This window comes from Micromonospora okii (assembly GCF_020884795.1).
GTDB lineage: Bacteria > Actinomycetota > Actinomycetes > Mycobacteriales > Micromonosporaceae > Micromonospora > Micromonospora okii.
The window spans coordinates 530,172-547,816 of the sequence record NZ_BBZF01000013.1 but is presented as its reverse complement, the minus strand read 5'-3'; the positions used below and the strand labels follow the sequence as shown (position 1 = coordinate 547,816).

Annotated in this window: 16 protein-coding genes and 1 CRISPR repeat array; of the genes, 10 read left to right on the top strand and 6 right to left on the bottom strand. The window is 74.6% G+C overall.

Annotation, left to right across the window (positions count from 1 at the left end):
- The first annotated feature begins 28 nt into the window (after positions 1-28).
- The gene (locus LPU43_RS05590) at positions 29-799 is read left to right on the top strand and encodes a DUF1963 domain-containing protein (protein WP_229399132.1); all 771 of its coding nucleotides are present in this window, start codon (positions 29-31) and stop codon (positions 797-799) included.
- Positions 800-837: 38 nt separating this feature from the next.
- Here LPU43_RS05590 and LPU43_RS05585 read toward each other — a convergent pair whose 3' ends face one another.
- Together LPU43_RS05585 and LPU43_RS05580 are read right to left on the bottom strand one after the other, a co-directional pair.
- On the bottom strand, positions 838-1,089 hold the full coding sequence (locus tag LPU43_RS05585; RefSeq protein WP_229399131.1) for a flavin reductase: 252 nt from the start codon (positions 1,087-1,089) through the stop codon (positions 838-840).
- Positions 1,089-1,250, bottom strand: a complete 162-nt coding sequence (locus LPU43_RS05580) for a hypothetical protein (protein WP_229399130.1) — start codon at positions 1,248-1,250, stop codon at positions 1,089-1,091. Before LPU43_RS05580 ends, LPU43_RS05585 begins: the two co-directional genes overlap by 1 nt.
- A gap of 772 nt (positions 1,251-2,022) precedes the next feature.
- On the opposite strand from LPU43_RS05580, the gene LPU43_RS05575 reads away from it, so the two are divergent.
- Positions 2,023-2,607, top strand: a complete 585-nt coding sequence (locus LPU43_RS05575) for an XRE family transcriptional regulator (RefSeq protein WP_229399129.1) — start codon at positions 2,023-2,025, stop codon at positions 2,605-2,607.
- 271 nt (positions 2,608-2,878) lie between these two features.
- A CRISPR array of direct repeats spans positions 2,879-3,820; the repeat unit is 28 nt; unit sequence GGATCACCCCCGCATGCGCGGGGAGCAG.
- Between the two features lie 176 nt (positions 3,821-3,996).
- Here the strand turns inward: LPU43_RS05575 and LPU43_RS05570 are convergent.
- The gene (locus LPU43_RS05570) at positions 3,997-5,031 is read right to left on the bottom strand and encodes a DUF4192 domain-containing protein (RefSeq protein ID WP_229399128.1); all 1,035 of its coding nucleotides are present in this window, start codon (positions 5,029-5,031) and stop codon (positions 3,997-3,999) included.
- Between the two features lie 136 nt (positions 5,032-5,167).
- Here LPU43_RS05570 and LPU43_RS05565 point away from each other — a divergent pair, with 136 nt between their 5' ends.
- From LPU43_RS05565 to LPU43_RS05545, 5 genes are all read left to right on the top strand, one after another.
- Entirely contained in the window at positions 5,168-6,085 is a 918-nt protein-coding gene (locus LPU43_RS05565; protein ID WP_229399127.1) for a fructosamine kinase family protein, read from the top strand.
- Positions 6,082-7,095 carry a GTP 3',8-cyclase MoaA gene (gene moaA / locus LPU43_RS05560; protein WP_229399126.1) on the top strand — a complete coding sequence of 338 codons (1,014 nt, stop codon included), beginning with the start codon at positions 6,082-6,084 and terminating at the stop codon, positions 7,093-7,095. Before LPU43_RS05565 ends, moaA begins: the two co-directional genes overlap by 4 nt.
- 2 nt (positions 7,096-7,097) lie before the next feature.
- Positions 7,098-7,367: a MoaD/ThiS family protein gene (locus LPU43_RS05555; RefSeq protein ID WP_229399124.1), complete on the top strand. Its 270-nt coding sequence runs from the start codon at positions 7,098-7,100 to the stop codon at positions 7,365-7,367.
- Positions 7,368-7,377: 10 nt separating this feature from the next.
- Complete coding sequence (locus LPU43_RS05550; protein ID WP_229399123.1) at positions 7,378-8,622, top strand: metallophosphoesterase; 1,245 nt, start codon at positions 7,378-7,380, stop codon at positions 8,620-8,622.
- Between the two features lie 112 nt (positions 8,623-8,734).
- A complete protein-coding gene (locus LPU43_RS05545) occupies positions 8,735-11,914 on the top strand; it encodes a UvrD-helicase domain-containing protein (RefSeq protein WP_229399122.1) in 3,180 nt (1,059 codons plus the stop codon).
- 212 nt (positions 11,915-12,126) lie between these two features.
- On the opposite strand, the gene LPU43_RS05540 is transcribed toward LPU43_RS05545, so the two are convergent.
- Positions 12,127-12,627, bottom strand: coding sequence for a prepilin peptidase (locus LPU43_RS05540; RefSeq protein ID WP_229399121.1), 501 nt, complete (start codon positions 12,625-12,627; stop codon positions 12,127-12,129).
- Positions 12,628-12,952: 325 nt separating this feature from the next.
- Positions 12,953-13,978 (bottom strand): EamA family transporter, encoded by a 1,026-nt coding sequence (locus LPU43_RS05535; RefSeq protein ID WP_229399120.1) that lies wholly within the window; start codon positions 13,976-13,978, stop codon positions 12,953-12,955.
- 421 nt (positions 13,979-14,399) lie between these two features.
- Between LPU43_RS05535 and LPU43_RS05530 the strand changes: the two genes are divergently transcribed.
- The gene (locus tag LPU43_RS05530) at positions 14,400-14,903 is read left to right on the top strand and encodes an LppU/SCO3897 family protein (RefSeq protein ID WP_229399334.1); all 504 of its coding nucleotides are present in this window, start codon (positions 14,400-14,402) and stop codon (positions 14,901-14,903) included.
- Between the two features lie 140 nt (positions 14,904-15,043).
- Positions 15,044-16,279 carry an ATP-binding protein gene (locus LPU43_RS05525; protein ID WP_229399119.1) on the top strand — a complete coding sequence of 412 codons (1,236 nt, stop codon included), beginning with the start codon at positions 15,044-15,046 and terminating at the stop codon, positions 16,277-16,279.
- 64 nt (positions 16,280-16,343) lie between these two features.
- Here LPU43_RS05525 and LPU43_RS05520 read toward each other — a convergent pair whose 3' ends face one another.
- Positions 16,344-16,886 carry a GNAT family N-acetyltransferase gene (locus LPU43_RS05520; RefSeq protein WP_229399118.1) on the bottom strand — a complete coding sequence of 181 codons (543 nt, stop codon included), beginning with the start codon at positions 16,884-16,886 and terminating at the stop codon, positions 16,344-16,346.
- 155 nt (positions 16,887-17,041) lie between these two features.
- Between LPU43_RS05520 and LPU43_RS05515 the strand changes: the two genes are divergently transcribed.
- Positions 17,042-17,587: a DoxX family protein gene (locus LPU43_RS05515; RefSeq protein ID WP_229399117.1), complete on the top strand. Its 546-nt coding sequence runs from the start codon at positions 17,042-17,044 to the stop codon at positions 17,585-17,587.
- Positions 17,588-17,645 lie beyond the last annotated feature (58 nt).

Below are 17,645 nucleotides of genomic sequence, written 5' to 3'. Positions count from 1 at the left end.
CCACCGGCGGCCTGCCACACTGCGTCCCATGAACGAGTTGGAAGCGTTCCGGGTTGTCGCCCGGCAAGCAGACATGCCTGACGACGCCATCGACTGGTGGCTGCGACTCGCGCGCCCCTGCCTGAACCTGGAGAAGGGCGGCAGCGGCCCGGTCGTCGGGTACTTCGGCGGCAGGCCGGCGCTGCCCGCCTCGGTCGCCTGGCCCGAGCGCACCGTCCACCTGGCCTCGATCGACCTCGCCGCGATTCCCCGCGACGCCCACGACCTGGATCTTCCCAGCGACGGCACCCTGGTCTTCTTCTCGGAGACAGCCATGCTCCCCGAGGCCGCGCACGTGATCTACGTGCCGGCCGGCACGGCGGTCGCCGAGGCCGAGCCGGCCCCCACCACCCCCAGCGTGTACGAGCGCTTCCCCCTCAGAGGCACGCCGGACTGGAGCCTCCCCGAGTGGCCCGGCGACAGTCCTCTCTACGCCGGGGAGGACCGCGACGACGAGGAGCTGTACCAGGAGATCGTCTGGGATCTCGAGGTCGACGACGATGACGATGACGATGACGGCGGCTGCGGCGGCCAGAGCGTGGCCGTCCTCGGCGGGTACGGCACCTCCAACACCGGCGGTCTGGGCGTCCCGGTCGACTTCGAGACCCAGGTGTTGCTGGTCGAGTTCTACCTGACCGAGGACAAGGTCGGCACCGACTTCGAGACCGACTACTCGACCCTCTTCTACACGCTGAGCCGCGACGATCTCGCCGCCCGCAGGTTCGAGAAGTTGTCCTTCGCTGCCGACTTCCACGGCTGACCGCTGCCGCTCGGCTCCCACCGGTGCCCACACCCCCGCTACCCGCGAGCGCGGGCCCAGGACAGGAAACGCTCGGTGAGGTCGGGGGGCGGCTCCCCGGGCGTCAACTGCGCCAGCTGCTCCGTGGCCTCGTCGTGCAGGACCGCCAGGTAGATGAGCAGGGCGACACGGTTGCCCCGGTACTCGACCAGCAGCGACAGCCGCGCCTCCCCGCACGGCCACGGGTGGCCGCAGGCGCGGCACAGCCAGATCGGGCGCAGCGGCACGTGTGGGCGGGCGACGCGCGACATCAGCGCACCCGCAGCGCGACGGCCCGCGCCTGGTCGTCGGTCAGCGGCAGGAACCACAGGAAGCGCCGCACCACCTCCGGGGGCGTCGGCCCGCCCGGCTGCCCCCGGAGGTCACGGACGGCCTGCCGCGCCATCCGCACGAACTCCGGCAGCAGCATCACGCGGGCGTCTCTGTCGATCGAGCCCTCCGTCCAGGCCGGGCAGGGAAAGGGCCACCCGCAGCGCCGGCAGACCCACGCGGGCCCCTGCGGGCGGTGGTCCGCAAGGTCAGACCCAGGGGTACGCCCCCGGGGGTCGCCCGCCGCCGCACTCCCGGGCGTGAGCTGCTCAGGGGTACGCCGGGCGACGACCGACCCGAAGACGGGCCACGCCGACGCCTCGTTGCGCTGCTTCCCGTGCGGCGGGGTCGCCGGGTTGCCCAGCGGGGAAGCGTGCGGGGCCCGGGGTGACGGTGGGCCCGGCCTCGGCGCGGGCCCCGGGGCCGGTGGTGCGGAATCGAGTCGTGGCTGCGGGGCCGGGCGGCAGACCTGGCACACGCAGTGCCGGCCCCGTCGGGACGGGTGACGCCCTCCTCGGTGCGGCATCGCTGCTCCTCTCCGTCGAGGTTGGAGAGGGGGCCGCCCGCGCGTCGCGCAGGAAGGACCGGGGCGACCCCCTCGACGCACGCGACCGCCGGGCAACTCCTCCACCGGCCACGCCGTCCTACACGAAACGCTCACACTCGTTCACGGACGGTTGAACCATCGCGTGCGACCATCAAGGGACGTCTACGAAAGGTCCCTCCCGGTGATAAGGAACGACGTTCTCCACACAGCCCTCACCGTGGCAGGTCTGACCGCCAGCGACCTGGCTGAGAGATGCCATGTGGACCCCAAAACCGTGGAACGCTGGATCAGTCGGGGTCGAATTCCTCATCCGCGATCCCGAGTGCGTGTGGCCGAGGTGCTGGGTAAGGATGTGGGCGTGCTCTGGCCTGAAGTTGTGCGTCGCGCGGTCAAGGTGGGGTCCGATCGGGAACTCGTCGGCGTCTACGCCCGGCGATCAGATCTACCTCGCACCCTCTTCCGCGAGCTGATCGAGCGTGCGAAGACAAGACTGTGGTTCGGAGGATTTACGAGTTACTTCGTCTGGCTTGAGGTGCCCAATGCCCCCGCCACACTGGGCACGAAGCTCGACAACGGCGCGGACGTGCGCTTCCTGCTCGGCGATCCAGCAAGCCCCGTCACCACCGGACGCGACCGCGTCGAGGCGACCCCACTGACCCTCGGAACCAGAATCGCCATGTCGCAGGCGGAGATCGCGAAGTCGCCCACCCCTCTGCCCGTGCGAATCTCTGACCGTCACATCGCCATGTCGACCTGGATCTTCGATGACGACGCCATCGTCGCCACCCATATCGGGGCGGGGCTGGGCCAGGATTCAGTAACGCTGCACTTCCGACGCCGGGAGGCTGGAGGCCCGTTCGACCGGTACGTGGAGCACTTCGAGGCCCTGTGGGGCGATGCCCAAGTAGCCTGACCGACCGCCACGAGCCCTGTAGTCGTTCAGCATGGCGAGGCCGGCCAGGTCGGTTTCCTACTAACCGGGAATTGGTCTCGGATGACGGGACGCTCCGGAGATCTTGGTAGATTTCGGCCCCCATAGGGGCCATTCGCGTCCAAGATTGCGTCGCCGCGCTTACGTCGCCCATGTGGAGCCAGCCAGTTGGGGTGGCGCAGGCTGGCGATTCATAGGTGAGGGCCGGAGGGGTGTCGGTGCGCTCAACACGTCGGCGGTTCGCCCTCATCGGGAATCACCCCCGCATGCGCGGGGAGCAGCTGGCGAGGTGCCGGAACTCCTCCCCGCAGTCCGGATCACCCCCGCATGCGCGGGGAGCAGGAGCTGCCGCCGGCGCGTTCGACGGTGACGTCGGGATCACCCCCGCATGCGCGGGGAGCAGGCACTGACGCTGTGCCGCCGCACCCGGCAGACGGATCACCCCCGCATGCGCGGGGAGCAGTTCGTCCTGGAGTTGGGCGCGGCAGGGCATGGGGGATCACCCCCGCATGCGCGGGGAGCAGCACTGGTCGCCCTCAACAACCTGCCCTCCGACCGGATCACCCCCGCATGCGCGGGGAGCAGAGCCTCGCGGCTGGCTTCCACCGCCGCAGCACGGGATCACCCCCGCATGCGCGGGGAGCAGTCGAAGCAGGGGAGTGGCTGACCTGCGTGGATGGGATCACCCCCGCATGCGCGGGGAGCAGGGCATCGCCCTCGACCAGGCCGCCGCGCTCGGCGGATCACCCCCGCATGCGCGGGGAGCAGGCCCGACTTAGTTGTCGGGCGGTGCCGCTACGAGGATCACCCCCGCATGCGCGGGGAGCAGATCAAAAAGGGGCGCAGCGTCGGCATGATCACGGGATCACCCCCGCATGCGCGGGGAGCAGGAGGAGACGTACGGCTCGTACGGGCCGGACCAGGGATCACCCCCGCATGCGCGGGGAGCAGGCGGCGCCGTCACCGCCGACACCCGGGCGGCCCGGATCACCCCCGCATGCGCGGGGAGCAGTTAAACGGCATTCGTGTAGCAGGTGACGGCGAGGGATCACCCCCGCATGCGCGGGGAGCAGGACAACTACCCCGGGCTGGAGCCGCTGGACACGGGATCACCCCCGCATGCGCGGGGAGCAGCCCGGTCGGCGAACGCCGCGAGGGTGCCGACCGGGATCACCCCCGCATGCGCGGGGAGCAGACTTCCTGACCTGGGCCGCTAGAGATCAACTCCCCGGCTTTCATTCACTCTGTGACTCAAGATCCACTCCTCAGGGACGGCTGCCAGGCTGTTCCGTCGCTGGCACAGCGTAAGGCGTGAGCAGACCCCAAGGGGAGATCCGAGAGCACCACGCCGGCCCCCGCCCACCCCGATCCTCAACCGCGTCGGCGTCGACGGCGCAGCATCCCCGGCGCGTCGACCGCCGGCCAGCCGTCCAGTCGGGACGGCGGCACCCCGCGCCTCAGCAGGTCATCCAGCAACAGCGCCAGCGAGTAGTTCGGGTGCGCCTCGATCACCCGTTCCAGGGCCACCGCCGCCAGCGCCCCCTGCCCCGCCCGCCACGCGGCAAAGGCCAGCAGGGAGCCCGGGGCGGCGATCAGCTCCGGCGCGGCGCGCCGCAGCACGTCGGTCCAGAGGGCGATGTCGCGCTCCCGCCCGTCGGTGCGTTCCCAGGCGTGGTCGCGCACCGGGAGGTGGGTGAGGAGCAGGGTCAGCCAGGCCAGTTCGTCGTCGGTCAGCCGCTCGCCCCGGCGCTGCCCACGCATGGCGGCGCGGACGGCGGTCATGCCCGCCCGCCGCAGGGCGCGCCCGTCGATCAGGTCGTCGGTGGATTGTCCGACCACCAGTTCGTCGCGGCGGCGCTCGGCGCTCGCCACAGCCTGGCGCATCGCCATCCGCGCGGGGCCGTCGAACGGGGCCACCTGCGCGGTCAGGGCCGCCCGGTCGGGCAGCGCCACCTGGCCGGCGTAGACGGCCGCCGCGCTGACCTCGCTGGCTCCCGCGTCGTAGGGGGTGCCGTCGGGCGGGCAGCAGGCCGGCTCGGCGCACAGGTACGACCAGTACCGGCCGCCCGTCACCCGCAGGGCGTCGAGCACGGCCAGCCCGGCGACGGCCAGCGACTGCCGTACCGCGTCGACGGCGGGGGTGACCCGGGGCGCGTCGCCGTACCCGAGCACGGTGGCGGACTCGGCGCCCTGGCGGGCGATGACGCCGGCCAGGTGGGTGGCCGGGTCGAGCGGGTCGTCGCCCGTGCCCGGCAGGTCGGCGCGGGCGGCGAAGACGATCCGCCGGCCGCGCAGCGCGACCACCACGACGCTGTCGGCGGGGTGGAAGCCGAGCAGGTACGGCACGGCGGCGATGAGGTCGGCGGGCGAGCGGACGGTGAGCCGGGCGCGGTCGACGGAGTTCATGGGGGCAGCGTCGGCAACTCCCGGCCGCCCTTCCGGCCCTGTGGACGACACGCGGGTTATCCACAGGCACGGAGAGTAAGAGCCCAGGTCAGCGCCGTACCCCACGGAGAGCGTCTGCAACGGATACCTTGCGCTCATGGACCTGGCGTACCTGCGGGCGCATCCGGAGCACCTTCCGACGTTCCTCACCCACCAGCGGATCCGGGAGACGCCGGTCTCCGGCGGGGACATCTGCGCGGCCTCCCGGCTGACGCTGGACGACGGGCACTCGGTCTTCGCCAAGAGCTGGCCGCAGGAGCGGGCCGGACGGCCGGCGCCGGAGGGCTTCTTCGCCGCCGAGGCGGCCGGGCTGCGCTGGCTGCGGGAGGCCGGCGGGGTGCCCGTACCGGAGGTGGTGGTGGCGCTGCCGGAGCTGCTGGCGCTCGACTGGGTGGAGCCCGGCGAGCCGACGCCGGAGGCCGCCGAGCGGTTCGGCCGCGATCTGGCCGCCACGCACCGGGCCGGGGCCGACGCCTTCGGCGCGGAGTGGCCGGGCTTCGTCGCGGCGCTTCCGCAGGACAACACCCGGGAGGCGGGCCCGTGGCCGGAGTGGTTCGCCCGGCGACGCCTCCTGCCGTACCTGCGGCGGTCCGTCGACGAGGGCGCGCTGACCGGCGTCGAGACGGCGCTGGTCGAGGAGGTGATCGGGCGGATCGGGGAGTTCGGCGGCGACGAGCCGCCGGCGCGGATCCACGGCGACCTCTGGCCGGGCAACGTGCTGTGGGGGGCGGACGGGCGGGCATGGCTGATCGACCCGGCCGCGCACGGCGGCCACCGGGAGACGGACCTGGCCCAGTTGGCGCTCTTCGGCGGCGCGCCGCACCTCGACCGGATCACGGCGGCCTACCGGGAGGTGTGGCCACTGGCCGACGGGTGGCGCGAGCGGGTGCCGCTGCACCAGCTCCACCTGCTGCTGGTGCACACCGCCCTGTTCGGCGCGACGTACCGCGACTCGGTGGCCGCCGCCGCCCGCGCGGCCCTGCGTGGGCCCGGGCGCGCTACGGTCGAACGGTGACCGCCGCTGCGCCGACCGACGGGGGCCTCGTCGACCGGTACGGCCGCGTCGCCCGGGACCTTCGCGTTTCGCTGACCGACAAGTGCAACCTGCGCTGCACGTACTGCATGCCGGCCGAGGGTCTGCCCTGGCTGGCCGGGCCGCAACTGCTGACCGACGACGAGATCGTCCGGCTGGTCGGGGTGGCGGTGCGGCTGCTCGGGGTGACCGAGGTGCGGTTCACCGGCGGGGAGCCGCTGATCCGGCCCGGCCTGGCCGGCATCGTCGCGGCGGTGGCCGCGCTGGAGCCCCGACCCCGGATCTCGCTGACCACCAACGGCCTCGGCCTGGACCGGCTGGCCCCCGCCCTGCGCGCCGCCGGCCTTGACCGGGTGAACGTGTCCCTGGACACCCTCGACGCCGCCCGGTTCGCCCGGCTGACCCGGCGGGACCGGCTCGCGGACGTGCTCGCCGGGCTGGCCGGGGCGGCTGCCGCCGGGCTCACCCCGATCAAGATCAACAGTGTGTTGATGCGCGGGGTCAACGACGACGAGGCCCCGGCGCTGCTCCGCTTCGCCCTGGCCCACGGCTACGAGCTGCGCTTCATCGAGCAGATGCCGCTGGACGCCCAGCACGGCTGGGACCGGGCGGCCATGGTCACCGCCGAGGAGATCCTCGCCGCGCTGCGTACCGGCTTCGACCTGGCCCCGGACCCGGCGGAGCGCGGTGCCGCGCCGGCCGAGACGTGGCTGGTCGACGGCGGCCCGGCCCGGGTGGGGGTGATCGGCACCGTGACCCGGCCGTTCTGCGGCGACTGCGACCGCACCCGGCTGACCGCCGACGGCCAGGTCCGCGCCTGCCTCTTCGCCACGGAGGAGTCCGACCTGCGCGGGGCGCTGCGGGGCGGGGCGGACGACGCGGAGCTGGCCCGACGCTGGCGCGCGGCGACGTGGGGCAAGCGGGCCGGGCACGGCATCGACGACCCGGCCTTCCTCCAGCCCGCCCGGCCGATGTCCGCGATCGGGGGATGACGGTGCACGGCTCCGATTCCACGGCCGGCAAGCTCACCATCCGGTACTTCGCCGGGGCGCGGGCCGCCGCCGGCACGCCCGAGGAGAGCGCGCCCGCCGGGCGCTGCCTCGACGAACTCACCGGTGAGCTGGCCGAACGCCACGGCGCGCGGCTCGCCGCCGTGCTGCGGGCGGCGAGCTTCCTGGTCGACGGCGTCACCTGTCATGATCGTCGGGCACCGCTGCCGGCCGGCGCGACGATCGACGTACTGCCCCCCTTCGCGGGCGGCTGAGAGGACTCCCGTGTTGGCGACCCTGGGCTTCGTGGGCTTCGTGGCGCTCGTCGTCGGCCTGATCCACTTCTACCTGTGGCGACGCCTGGTCAGGGACACCACCCGTCCCGGCCGCTGGCGTCGGGTCGGCGCGGTGGCCGCCCTGCTGCTGGCGCTGCTCGTGCCGGCGACCATGGCCGGCACCCAGGCGGGCTGGTACTGGCTGGCCTGGCCCGGATACCTGTGGCTCGCGCTGATGTTCTACCTGCTCGTCGTGCTCCTCGTGCTGGAGGTGCCGATGCTGGTGACCCGGCTGGCGCTGCGCCGCCGGGTGACCGCCGCCGAGCCGGCCGCCGCCGCGCCCGAGCCGGTGCTGGTGGGTGCGGCCGGCACCGCCGAGCCGCCGGCCGCCGTGGCCGTCGACCAGCCCGACCACGACCCGTCCCGCCGACTGCTGCTGGCCCGGGGCGCGGCGATCTTCGCGGGCCTCACCGCCGCCGGGGTCACCGGCTACGGGGTGCGCAACGCGATGGGCCCGCCGCACCTGGACCGGGTGCAGATCCCGCTGGCGAAGCTCCCGCGCGGCATGGACGGGCTGCGCATCGCCACCGTCTCCGACATCCACCTCGGCCCCCTGCGCGGGCGGGAGCACACCGAGCGGATCGTGGCGATGATCAACCGGCTGGACGCCGACCTGGTCGCGGTGGTCGGCGACATGGTCGACGGGTCGGTCGCCGAGCTGGGCAACGCGGCGGCCCCGCTGCGCGACCTGCGCTCCCGGTACGGCAGCTTCTTCGTCACCGGCAACCACGAGTACTACTCCGGGGTGGAGGAGTGGGTGCGGGAGGTGGACCGGCTCGGCCTGCGGGTCCTCCAGAACGTCCGGCAGGAGATCCGCACCCCGGGCGGCGTGCTCGACCTCGCCGGGGTCAACGACGTCAGCGCCGCCGGCACCGGGCTGGCCGCCCCCGCCGACTACGCCGCCGCCCTCGGCGACCGGGACCCCGGCCGCCCCGTGGTGCTGCTGGCCCACCAACCGATCGCCGCCGTCGAGGCCGCGAAGTTCGGGGTGGACCTGCAACTGTCCGGGCACACCCACGGCGGCCAGATCGTGCCGTTCAACCTGGCCGTGAAGCTCGAGCAGCCCGTCGTCTCCGGCCTCGGCGAGGTTGACGGCACGAAGGTGTACGTCACCAACGGGGCCGGCTTCTGGGGGCCGCCGGTCCGGGTCGGGGCCAACCCGCAGGTCACCCTGGTCGAGCTGCGCACCCCCTGACCGCCCCCGGCGGCATACCGCACGGCGCGGCGGGTGTCGAGGTAAGGATTGCTCAGGTCACCCGTACGCGTGGCGGGAGGCGGCCACCCGGGCGGGCGTGACAGGATGCGGCGTGCTCCCGTTCAGCGCCGCACCCCCCGGTGGCCCCTCGCCGTTCGTCGCGGACCTGCACATCCACTCGAAGTACTCCCGCGCGTGCAGCCGCGACCTGACCCTGCCGAACCTCGCCTGGTGGGCGAGGCGCAAGGGCATCGGCGTGCTCGGCACCGGCGACTTCACCCACCCCGCCTGGTACGACCACCTGCGCGAGACGCTGCACCCGGCCGAGCCCGGCCTGTACCGGCTCTCCCCGGAGGCCGAGCGGGACGTCGCCCGCAGGCTGCCGCCCCGGCTGGCCAGCGAGGCGGAGGCCGACCCGGTCCGGTTCATGCTCAGCGTGGAGATCTCCACGATCTACAAGCGCGACGACCGCACCCGCAAGGTGCACCACCTGATCTACCTGCCGGACCTGGACGCGGTGGAACGGTTCAACACCACCCTCGGCCGGATCGGGAACATCGCCTCCGACGGCCGGCCCATCCTCGGCCTGGACTCCCGGGACCTGCTGGAGATCACCCTCGAAGCCAGCCCGGACGGCTACCTCGTGCCCGCGCACATCTGGACGCCGTGGTTCTCGGCGCTGGGCTCCAAGTCCGGTTTCGACGCCATCGCCGACTGCTACGCCGACCTGGCCGAGCACGTCTTCGCGGTGGAGACCGGCCTGTCGTCCGACCCGGAGATGAACTGGCGGGTCGGCAGCCTCGACCGCTACCGGCTCGTCTCCAACTCCGACGCCCACTCCCCGGCCGCGCTGGCCCGGGAGGCCACGGTCTTCGCCACCGACCGCGACTACTTCGCCGTCCGCGAGGCGCTGCGCACCGGCGACGGGCTCGACGGCACCATCGAGTTCTTCCCGGAGGAGGGCAAGTACCACGCCGACGGGCACCGGGTGTGCGAGGTCAACTGGTCGCCCGAGCAGACCCGGGCCGCCGGCGGGCGCTGCCCCGAGTGCGGCAGGCCGGTCACCGTCGGGGTGCTCAGCCGGGTCGAGGAGCTGGCCGACCGCCCCGAGGGGCACCGGCCCGGCCAGGCCCCGGGCGTCACCCACCTGGTGCCGCTGGCCGAGATCCTCGGCGAGCTGAACCAGGTCGGCCCCAAGTCGAAGAAGGTCGCGGGGAAGCTCAACGACCTCGTCGCCGCGCTCGGCCCCGAGCTGGAGATCCTGACCCGCGCCCCGCTGGACGAGATCGGCCGGGTCGGCGGGGAGCTGCTCGCCGAGGGCATCGGCCGGCTGCGCCGGGGCGACGTGCGCCGGGTGCCCGGCTACGACGGCGAATACGGGGTGATCACCCTCTTCGACCCGGCCGAGCTGGGCGCGAAGGGGGCGGGGGCGCAGGCGGAGACGCTGTTCGACGTACCGGTGCCCGCGCAGCCGACGGCCAAGGCCAAGCGGCCGGCGGCGGCGAAGCCCGAGCCGAAGCGGCGGCCCGCCCCGGAGCCCCCGCCGCCGCCGATCCCGGCGCAGCCCTCCCCGCACGAGCCGTTCGAGCCGATGCTCGCCGGCATGGAGGAGGTCGGCACCGGGCTGCTGGACCGGCTCGACGCCATGCAGCGGGTGGCGGCCTCCGCGCCGGGCGGACCGCTGCTGATCGTGGCCGGGCCGGGCACGGGCAAGACCCGGACGCTGACGCACCGGATCGCGTACCTCTGTGCCGAGCTGAACGTGTTCCCCGAGCGCTGCCTCGCGATCACCTTCACCAGGCGGGCCGCCGAGGAGCTGCGGCACCGCCTCGACGGGCTGCTCGGGCCGGTGGCCGAGGACATCACCGTGGGCACGTTCCACTCGCTGGGGCTGGCCGTCCTGCGGGAGAACACGGCGGCGGCCGGGCTGCCGGACGACTTCCGCATCGCCGACGACGCCGACCGGGCGGCGGCCAAGGCCGAGGCCGGCGAGGACCGGGCCGCCTACACGGCGCTGCTGCGCGAGCGGGACCTGGTCGACCTGGACGAGCTGCTCACCCTGCCGGTGGAGCTGCTGCGCGGCGACGGGAAGCTGGTCCAGCGGTACCGGGACCGCTGGCAGTGGATCTTCGTGGACGAGTACCAGGACGTCGACGCCGTCCAGTACGAGCTGCTGCGGCTGCTCAGCCCCGCCGACGGCAACCTGTGCGCGATCGGCGACCCGGACCAGGCGATCTACTCGTTCCGGGGCGCGGACGTCGGCTACTTCCTGCGCTTCTCGCAGGACTTCACCGACGCCCGGCTGGTGCGGCTCAACCGCAACTACCGCTCGTCCGCGCCGATCCTGGCCGCCGCCGTGCAGGCCATCGCGCCGTCGTCGCTGGTCCGGGGCCGCCGGCTCGACCCGGCCCGGCTCGACCCGGAGGCCCCGCTGGTCGGCCGGTACGCCGCCGCGTCCGTCGCCGACGAGGCCGACTTCGTGGTACGCACCGTCGACGAACTGGTCGGCGGCCTCTCCCACCGGTCGCTCGACTCGGGCCGCATCGACGGCCGGTCGACGAACATGTCCTTCTCCGACATCGCCGTGCTGTACCGCACCGACGCGCAGGCCGCGCCGATCGTGGACGCCCTCGCCCGGGCGAACATCCCGGTGCAGAAGCGCTCGCACGACCGGCTGCGCGACCGGCCCGGCGTGACCGCCATCGCCCGCGAGCTGCGGCACGCCGACGGGCTCGCCGGTGACCTCGCCGCCCGGGTCCGGCTCGCCGGGCAGGTCGTCGCCGACCGCTTCGCCGCGCCCACCCTCGACGCCTCCCCCGGCGCGGTACGCCCCGAGGAGGTCCGCGCGGCCGTGGACCTGCTCATGCCGCTGGCCCGGCGCTGCGGCGACGACCTGGAGCTGTTCCTGTCCCAGCTCGCCACCGGCGCCGAGGTGGACGCCCTCGACCCGCGCGCCGAGGCGGTCACCCTGCTCACGTTGCACGCCGCCAAGGGGCTGGAGTTCCCGGTGGTCTTCCTGGTCGGCTGCGAGGACGGGCTGCTGCCGCTGCGCTGGCCCGGTTCCACGCCCGACGACGACGCGATCGCCGAGGAGCGGCGGCTGTTCTTCGTCGGCCTCACCCGGGCCCAGGACCGGCTCTACGTCAGCCACGCCGCCCGCCGCACCCGGCACGGCGCGGAGCGGGACTGCCGCCCGACGCCCTTCCTCGACGTGATCGACCCGGGCCTGTTCGAGCGCCTCGGCGAGGCCGAGCCCCGCCGCCCCAAGGACCGCCAACTCCGCCTGCTGTGAGGAGGCGGGTGCCCTGACCGAGGCGCGATGATCAACTTCCGTGCCGGGGGGCGGTGATCGACACCGTGTCGCCGAAACGGGGGCATCCGGGGCTCCGGGACCGCCCCATGCCGCCGACACGGAGCCGATCACGCCCCGGGGACACCCCCCACGCCGCCGACACGGAATCGGTCACGCCCCGGGACAGCCCCACGCCGCCGGCACGGAGTCGGTCACGGCGTCTGCGCGAAGAGGGCGGCGAGCCAGGCGCCGGCTAGCAGGGCCGGCCCGAGCGGCAGCAGCGTGTCCCGGCGGACGCGGCGGGTGACCAGCAGGGCGAGCACGGCAAGCCCGTGCAGCACGTGCGGCAGAACCAGCCCGGTCAGCAGCGTCGGCCAGCCGAGCCAGCCGAGCGCCAGCCCCAGCACGGCGGCGAGCTTCACGTCGCCGAAGCCGAGCCGCGAGCCGGGCAGCAGGGCCAGCAGCGCGTACCCGAGGAAGGCCAGCGCGGCCCCGGCCAGCGACCCGAGCAGCCGGCCCGGCCGGTCGTCGACGGACGCCGCCGCGACCAGCCCGGCCAGCGCGCCCAGCGCCGCCGCCCCGACCAGCGGATCGGGCAGCCGCAGGCAGGCCAGGTCGACCACGGCGAGCACCAGGCCGACCGCCGCCACCGCGAGGAACGCCGGCAGCGCCGCCCCGGGGCCGGGCGCGACGCCCAGCCCGCCGAAGACCACCGCCCCGACCAGCGCCCAGGTCGCCGCGCGATAACGAGCCGCCGGGTGAGGGCAGGCCGCCCCGCGAGAACAAGCCGCCGGGTGAGGGCAGGCCGCCCGGCGAGAACGAGCCGCCGCGCAAGGACGGGCAGCCGGGTGAAGGCGGGCCGCCCCGCGAGAACAAGCCGGCGGCTGACCGTGCGTCGGCGGAGTCGGCGCGGTGAGGCGGTCGGCCAGCCACGGTACGGCCGCCCCGACCGCCGCGCCCAGCAGCGCGAGGGCAACCGGCACTCCGCCCGCAAGCGGGGCGAGCGCGGTCAGCGGGCCGGCGGGCACCGGCCGGACGCTACCGCCGGTTCGCCCGGTCCGGGGCCCCGGTTCGGCGTCCGGGGCGTTCCGTGCTGACCACCAGCGCCACCCCGGCGACGATCACCGCGCCGCCGAGCAGCACCTGGGCGGTGATCGGCTCCGCGACCAGCAGCGCGCCGAGCGCGACCGCGACCACCGGGTTCACGTACGCGTACGTGGACACCAGCGAGATGGGGGCGTTGTGCAGCAGCCAGACGTACGCGGTGAAGGCGACCAGCGAGCCGGCGACCATCAGGTACGCCAGCGCGAACCAGGACCGGCCGGTGACCCGTCCGGGGTCGAAGTCCCCCAGCTCGCCACGGGCGGCGGCGAGCACGGCCAGCGCCACCGCCCCGGCGAGCATCTCGTAGACCGTGGCGACGAACGGGTCGGCGGGCATCCGCAGCCGTCCGGACAGGAACGACCCGACCGACCAACTGGTGGCCGCCGCGACCACGGTCAGCGCGCCGGCCAGCGGGGCCGCGCCCGCCCCGCCCGTCGGCAGCACCAGCAGGACCAGGCCGAGGAAGCCGAGGGTCACCCCGGCGAAGGTCCAGAACCGGGGGCGGTCCCCGGTGGCCGTCCGCAGCAGGACGACCAGCAGCGGAACGGTGGCGACCAGCAGCGCGGCGATGCCGGAGGGCACCGCCGTGCCGGGCGGACCCGACTCGGCGAGCACGACCAGGCCGTTGCCGCCGGCCAGCAGGAGCACGCCGACGAGGGCGGCCGAGGCGAGCTGACGCCGGTCCACGCGCAGGGCGCCCGCGCCCCGGCGTACCCGGAGGAAAAGGGCGAGCACGACGGCGGCTGCGCCGAAGCGGAGGGCCGCCGAGGTCAGGGCCGGGATGGACTCGACGGCGACCCGGATGCCCAGGTACGTGGAGCCCCACAGGACGTAGACGACGACCAGCGCGGCCCAGATCAGCGCCGGACGGCTCGCGGGCGCGGCCCCGCCGCCCGCCCCGGCGGTGCCCGGGGCGGCCGGCCCGGCGGGCGGCGGCGCGCTTCGGGGTGGTGATGTCATCGATCGACCACGCTACGGTGACCACGGCGTCGGTGACCCTCGTTGTGGCCGGCCTCACCGCTCGGGTAGGAGGGTGCGCATGTCGAACTACGGACCACCGGGTGACGGCCCCGCCGGGCCGTGGCCGCGACGACGGCCGGACGACGGGTACGACAGGCCGGCCGAGCCCTGGGCGGACGACGACCGGGCGCATCCGGGTACGGGGTACCGGGGGCCGACCCCGCGTCCGACGCCCCGCCACCCGGCGGAGCGGTCCCCCTGGCCCGGGGAGCCGGGACGGTTCCCGCCCGATTCCCGCACGCCGCAACCCGGCCCGTGGGACCGGCACGGTGGGCCTGACCCGTGGGACCGCCCCGGAGAGCGGCACGAGCCGCACCCCCTGGACCGGTACGAGGCTTATCCCGCCGCGCCGTACCAGCGCGTGGGGGGCCCGCCGCCGTATCCCGCCGAGCCCGTGCCGCCGGAGCGACGACGCAGCCGGGGTGCCCTGATCGGCGCGTTGGTGGCCCTGGTGCTGCTCGCGGGCGCGGGCGGTGCCGCGCTCTGGCACCTGTTCGGGCGGGACGACGGGCCGCCCGCCGCCGCGCCGGCCCTGCCGAGCGCCGGCCCCCTGCCGGAGGACCCGGCGGCCTCCCCGACGGCGCCCGCGCCGACCGCGCCGGCCCCCGAGTCGTCGGCGGACCCCCGGTTCGTCAAGGCGGGGCAGTGCGTCCGCAACGAGGGGGCGACCGGCGGCAAGCCCAAGCTGCTGATCGCCCCGTGCGGCGCGAAGACGTACGAGGTGCTGCGCCGGTTCGACGGGCGGACCAGCGGCGAGAAGGACGCGGAGGCGAAGTGCGGCAAGGTGAAGGGGTACACGAACTGGTACTTCTTCGACAGTCAGCTCGACACCCTCGACTTCGTGCTCTGCCTGAAGCTGCGCTGACCAACCCCATAGCCGAGTCTCGGGCCGTCTAGCCTCCACGCTAGACGTCCGTAGATTTCGGTCGACGGTGGACGACACGCCGGTAGCCACCTCTACCGATGTCTAGGCCCCCCGCTAGACGGCCCGATATTGTGCGATTCGTGGACCCCGTCCGCAACCCGTACGCCCCGGGCGCCGGCCAGCGCCCGCCCGAACTCGCCGGGCGGGGGCGGGAACTGGACGTCTTCGACGTGGTGCTGGAGCGCATCGCGCGCGGCCGTCCCGAGCGGAGCCTGGTGCTCACCGGCCTGCGCGGCGTCGGCAAGACCGTGCTGCTCAACACGCTGCGCTCGCAGGCCATCAACCGTCTCTGGGGCAGCGGCAAGATCGAGGCCCGGCCGGACCAGTCGCTGCGCCGCCCGATCGCCGCCGCGCTGCACATGGCCGTGCGGGAACTCGCGCCCCGGCACCGCGCCCCCGACCGGATCGAGGCGTTCCTCGGGGTGCTGAAGGCGTTCGCCCAGCGCTGTCCGCCCGCCGGCCGGGGTGGGGCCACCCCGAGGCTGCGCGACCGCTGGCAGCCTGGCATCGACGTGCCGGCCGCCGCCGGGCGGGCCGACTCCGGTGACATCGAGATCGACCTGGTCGAGCTGCTCAGCGACGCCGCCGACGTGGCCGCCGACGTCGGCACCGGCATCGCGGTCTTCATCGACGAGATGCAGGACGTCGGCGCGGAGGACGTCTCGGCGCTCTGCGCCGCCTGCCACGAGCTGTCCCAGCTCGGCGCGCCGCTGATCGTGGTGGGCGCCGGGCTGCCGCACCTGCCGGCCGTGCTCAGCGCGGCGAAGTCGTACTCGGAGCGGCTCTTCCGCTACCAGCGCATCGACCGGCTCGACCGGATCGCCGCCGACCGGGCGCTCTGCGCGCCGGCCGAGCGGGAGCAGGTCGAGTACGAGCCGAAGGCGCTCGACCTGCTCTACGAGTCCTCGGGCGGGTACCCGTACTTCGTCCAGGCGTACGGCAAGGCGACCTGGGACCATGCGCCCCGCTCGCCGATCACCGCGGCGGACGTCCGGGTCGCCGCCCCCGAGGCGGAGGCCGAGCTGGCGGTCGGCTTCTTCGGCTCCCGGTTCGAGCGCGCCACCCCGGCCGAGCGCGAGTACATGCGGGCGATGGCGACGCTGTCCCTGGTGGAGGGCGAGGCCGGCGGCCGGGACGACATGGACGCGGCGGTGCCCACCGCCGAGATCGCCCGCGCGTTGGGGCGCAAGCCGGCCAGCCTCTCCCCGGCCCGGGACGCGCTGATCAAGAAGGGGCTGATCTACTCCGGCGAGCGCGGCACCGTCGCCTTCACCGTGCCGCACTTCGGCCGCTACCTACGCACCCAGCCCGCCTGACCGGCAACCGGCGCGCGGAGCCGGACCTGGGAGCAGGCCCGGTCAGACCTTTACCAGGGCGCGGTCAGACCTTCGACCAGGGCGGCGGGAACAGCACCTCGCCGGTGGGCGGCGGGCCCTCCCCGCTGGCGCTGGGCGGCAGGGTCAGCGCCTGCCACGGCTCGCCGAGGCCGGACCACGGGCTGGTCAGCCCCATCCGGTCGGCGGGGCCGAAGCCGAACCGGCGGTAGTAGGCCGGGTCGCCGAGCACCACCACGAGGCGCTCGCCCAGCTCGGTGGCGGCGTCCAGCGCGGCCTGCACCACCGCCGTGCCGTGCCCGACGCGCTGCCGGTGCGGCGCGACCGCGACCGGGCCGAGCACCAGCGCCGGGGCGGCGCCGATGTCGCCGACCCAGACCCGGGTGAGCAGCGCGTACCCGACGACCTCGCCGCCGTACTCCGCGACCATGGCCAACTCGGGGAGCCAGGCGTCGGTGCCGCGCAGGTCGTCGACGAGCCCCACCTCGGGCGGTGTCTGCACGTCCGGGCGGGCGAACGCCGCCCCCAGCACCCGGCGCAACGGGCCGGCGTCGGCGGGGCTTTCGGGACGGAGCCGCAGGGTGGTCACCCGGCGAGGTTACCGGCCGTAGTCGGTCCATAGGTGCCGGTCACGCGGATCGGCGCGCGTTTCCCTCGAACGGGTACGCCAGCGGGGGTCCACGTCGGCCGGTCGGATCGGGCGTTGCGGGGGTAGGCGGCGCCGCGACGGGGTATGACTGAGCCATGAAACCCGTGCGCTCCCTCGCCCGCCTCATGTTGAGCGGCACCTTCGTGGTCAGCGGCGCCCGTAACCTCCAGCACCCGGAGCGCCTGGTGCCGGTCGCGAAGCCGGTGACCGACCGGGTCGCCCCGCTGATCGAGCGGACCTCCCCCCGCCTCCCCACCGACACCGAGACGCTGGTCAAGGCCAACGCCGCCGCCCAGCTCGTCGGCGGCCTCATGCTCGCCACCGGCAAGTTCACCCGGCCGGCGGCGCTGGTGCTCGCCGGCACGCTGCTCCCGACCACCGTCGCCGGCCACCCCTTCTGGACCGAGACCGACCCGGGTGCCCGGGCGCAGCACCAGATCCACTTCCTGAAGAACCTGGGCCTCCTCGGCGGCCTGCTGCTGGCCGCCGCCGACACGGAGGGGAAGCCGGGCCTGCGGTGGCGGGCCGGGCACCGGATCGGCCACTCGCGACGCTCGGTGAGCCGCGCCGTCCGCACCGCCCGCCGGGAGGCCCGGATCGCCGTACGCTCGGCGGCCACCGCGCGTCGGTTCCACGGCTGACCTGCGGCGCACCCCCTCCCCCTCACGGCCACCACCCCCGCAAGGTCACGAATTACCT

What these genes read in the sequence shown, in the direction of transcription:
- LPU43_RS05535 (WP_229399120.1), bottom strand. Translation starts at nt 13,978, where the DNA reads ATGACATCACCACCCCGAAGCGCGCCGCCGCCCGCCGGGCCGGCCGCC.
- LPU43_RS05585 (WP_229399131.1), bottom strand. Translation starts at nt 1,089, where the DNA reads ATGTCGCGCGTCGCCCGCCCACACGTGCCGCTGCGCCCGATCTGGCTG.
- LPU43_RS05565 (WP_229399127.1), top strand. Translation starts at nt 5,168, where the DNA reads ATGGACCTGGCGTACCTGCGGGCGCATCCGGAGCACCTTCCGACGTTC.
- LPU43_RS05570 (WP_229399128.1), bottom strand. Translation starts at nt 5,031, where the DNA reads ATGAACTCCGTCGACCGCGCCCGGCTCACCGTCCGCTCGCCCGCCGAC.
- LPU43_RS05590 (WP_229399132.1), top strand. Translation starts at nt 29, where the DNA reads ATGAACGAGTTGGAAGCGTTCCGGGTTGTCGCCCGGCAAGCAGACATG.
- LPU43_RS05515 (WP_229399117.1), top strand. Translation starts at nt 17,042, where the DNA reads ATGAAACCCGTGCGCTCCCTCGCCCGCCTCATGTTGAGCGGCACCTTC.